The 3,462-nt window shown below is 45.4% G+C and carries 1 protein-coding gene; it reads right to left on the reverse strand.

The features are described 5' to 3' along the window. Positions 1 to 475: 475 nt before the first annotated feature. Positions 476 to 3,268 carry a bifunctional aconitate hydratase 2/2-methylisocitrate dehydratase gene (locus Q0241_RS10115; protein WP_299376927.1) on the reverse strand — a complete coding sequence of 931 codons (2,793 nt, stop codon included), beginning with the start codon at positions 3,266 to 3,268 and terminating at the stop codon, positions 476 to 478. Positions 3,269 to 3,462: the final 194 nt, after the last annotated feature.

Genomic DNA, 3,462 nt, shown 5'->3' on the forward strand with positions numbered 1-3,462 from the left:
GATTTTGAAGAAGCCGGCTTTGAAAACCGCGATACTGCTGCAAATGCTGATAACAGCCCGGAAGAACAGAAAATCAAAGAAAAGCAACGAGAATCCGGTGATAACATTGTCACACTGGATACCTTCAGAAAGAAGTAATCTCGGGTTGTTGAACCTAACCACGCGCGGCGTTCCGAAACTCATTCATCAGATTGAAGTCGTGTAATAGGCTTGTGCATAAAGTCGCGCCCCAGTAGCAACTCTTGTGGTCGTATTTTCTAACTGAATCCTATAGCCTCTAGTATCCCTAAGCCAGTCCATCGCTGCATAACACCTCGGATCAATAATCAGAATCTGATAGCGGACCGCATTAAACTAAAAAATTCATCACACATATCTGTCCCCTTTAATTAAATATCAAGGGTGACCAAACGTACAACAGGGGCGGCCAAAATGACCACCCCTGCATAAATAAGCTAAAAACCGCTTTAGGTATTTAGAAATGGGCTGACTTTGTATTTCCCGGCTTTGTTAGTGGCGGGGCAAATTTTGTCAAGTCGATACCTTCGACAGAGGCTTTATATTCTTCCATTGTCGGTGTTCGTCCCAAGATTGCGGAAAGAACCACAACTGGTGTTGAAGCCAATAGAGATTCGCCTTTTTTATCTTTGGAATCCTCGACAACCCGCCCTTCGAAAAGACGTGTAGAAGTGGCCAGAACCGTATCACCCTTGGCAGCCTTTTCCTGGTTCCCCATACAAAGACTACAGCCAGGTCTCTCAAGATAGAGAATATTTTCGTATTCTGTACGGGCCTCAACCTTAGGGGCTGCATCGTCAAATTCAAACCCAGAGTACTTCTGCAGAACAGTCCAGTCGCCTTCTTCCTTCAACTCATCAATGATGTTGTAGGTCGGGGCTGCAACAACCAGAGGCGCCTTGAATTCAACACTACCGTTTACTTTTTCAAGATTACGGAGCATCTGAGCTACGATTTTCACATCGCCTTTGTGAACCATACAGGAACCCACAAAGCCAAGATCTACTTTTTTCTCTGCCTGATAGTAAGAAATTGGTCTGATCGTATCGTGAGTGTAACGCTTGGAAACATCTGCATTGTTCACATCAGGATCGGCGATCATCGGCTCGTCGATTTCATCCAGATCAACAACGACTTCAGCAAAATATTTCGCGTTGGCGTCAGGTGTCAAAGCGGGTTTCTCGCCTGATTTAATCTCGGCAATACGCTTTTCAGCAATCGCGATCAGACCATGGAGCATTTTGTTATCGTTCTCCATGCCCTTGTCGATCATTATCTGAATACGTGATTTTGCAATCTCGAGAGATTCGATCAAGGTTTCATCTTCCGATACACAGATTGACGCTTTGGCTTTCATCTCAGCCGTCCAGTCAGTGAAGGTGAACGCCTGATCTGCCAACAAGGTACCGATATGGACCTCAATGATACGTCCCTGAAAGACGTTATCGCCAAATTGCTTGAGCATCTGTGCCTGTGTCGCATGGACCACATCGCGGAAGTCCATGTGATCAGCCATGGTACCTTTGAAGGTTACCTTTACAGACTCTGGGATCGGCATGGTCGCTTCACCTGTAGCCAAAGCAAGTGCAACAGTACCTGAATCAGCACCGAAAGCGACACCCTTTGACATACGCGTATGAGAATCACCACCAATGATAATTGCCCAGTCATCCACAGTGATATCATTCAAGACTTTATGGATCACATCTGTCATGGAATGATAAACATCTTTAGGATCACGTGCCGTGATCAAACCAAACTTGTGCATGAATGCCATCAGCTTGGGTGTGTTTTCCTGTGCTTTAAAATCCCAAACCGATGCCGTGTGACACCCAGACTGGTAAGCACCATCAATTGTCGGGGATAGGACTGTCGCAGCCATGGCTTCGAGCTCTTGCGACGTCATCAGACCAGTCGTGTCCTGAGAACCGACAATATTCACCTTCACACGCACATCGGACCCTGCATGCAAAACAACACCGGGACGAACACCAACAGCATTTGCATTGAAGATTTTTTCAACCGCAGTCAGCCCCTGCCCTTCGTGGTGGATCTCTTTTGAAGGCGCAAAAGCAGACTTCAGTTCAACACCCAGTGTTTCACAGGCAAAAGTCTGGAGTTTTTTACCGAAGACAATAGCATAAGAACCACCCGCCTTCATAAACTCAACCTTCTGCGGACTAAAAGAAGACGCCACATCAGCTAGATTTTCATCACCAGCATCATTGAGAAGCTTTTTGTCTTTTGTATTGATGGTGAGAACGGTACCTGTTTCTACAGAATATTTTTGCTCAAGGATCGGATTACCGTCATTGTTCAGGATTGGCTTGCCTTCAGAGTCCAGCTTTTTGACCCAATTTTTCAGATCAATACCAATACCACCAGTTACCCCAACAGTTGTCAGGAAGATCGGGGAAATACCGTTTGTACCCGCAACAATCGGCGCAAAATTAACAAATGGAACATAGGGACTAGCTTGTTTACCTGTCCACAAAGCGACATTGTTCACCCCAGACATACGGGAAGACCCAACCCCCATGGTGCCTTTTTCAGCAATCAGCATCACCCGCTTATCAGGGTGCTGTCTCTGCAATTCCTGAATTTCTGCTTGCGCTTCTTCAGAAATAAAACACTTGCCGTGTAGTTCACGATCTGAACGAGAATGCGCCTGATTACCCGGTGACAATAGATCGGTGGAAATATCACCTTCGGCTGCGATGTAGGTAACAACTTTAATTTCTTCCTCTACATCGGGGAGTTTTGTAAAAAACTCTGCCTTGGCATAGCTTTCAAGGACATCACGAGCCACGATGTTTCCGGCATCAAATGCTGCCTTCAAACGCGCCATATCTGCGTCATAAAGGAAAAATTGAGTTTTCAGTACATCCGCGGCTTGTTTCGCAATCAATTGATCATCACCAAGGGCGAGATCAAGGAGGACCTCAATCGAAGGACCGCCCTTCATATGCGAAAGTAGCTCAAAGGCAAAGGAGGGCGTAATCTCTTCAACGCTCGCTTCACCAAGAATAATATCTTTCAGGAATTTCGCCTTTTCCCCTGCCGCGCTGGTCGTACCAGGCAAGGTGTTATAGATGAAATACTTTAGAGAATCTTCTCTGTGTTCATTATTCGGATCTTTGATTTGAGAAATAACTTCTCTTGTAAGCGCATCATCTTCTATAGGCTTAGGGTTTAATCCCTGTTTTTTGCGCGTTTCAATTTCTTTTAGATAATCTGTATACAGGCTCATGGTTATCCCGACGTCTGACGTTAGATACATTTATTGAGCATCGGATTTTTGTAAGGGACTATGTAGAACCCGAAATACTCTTTGTATGTCGTGGTATAGCAAATTGATGCCGCGTTGCAATATATTCTGCGGTATGGGCACAAGCTTATCTTCGCCTCTCCCCCACAAATACAGTGCCTTTCGCGTTCTATTTC

This window comes from uncultured Kiloniella sp., assembly GCF_937128705.1.
Lineage (GTDB): Bacteria > Pseudomonadota > Alphaproteobacteria > Kiloniellales > Kiloniellaceae > Kiloniella.

Bases quoted from the DNA above. Each gene is read 5' to 3' on its own strand.
- Q0241_RS10115 (WP_299376927.1), bottom strand. From the start codon at position 3,268: ATGAGCCTGTATACAGATTATCTAAAAGAAATTGAAACGCGCAAAAAA.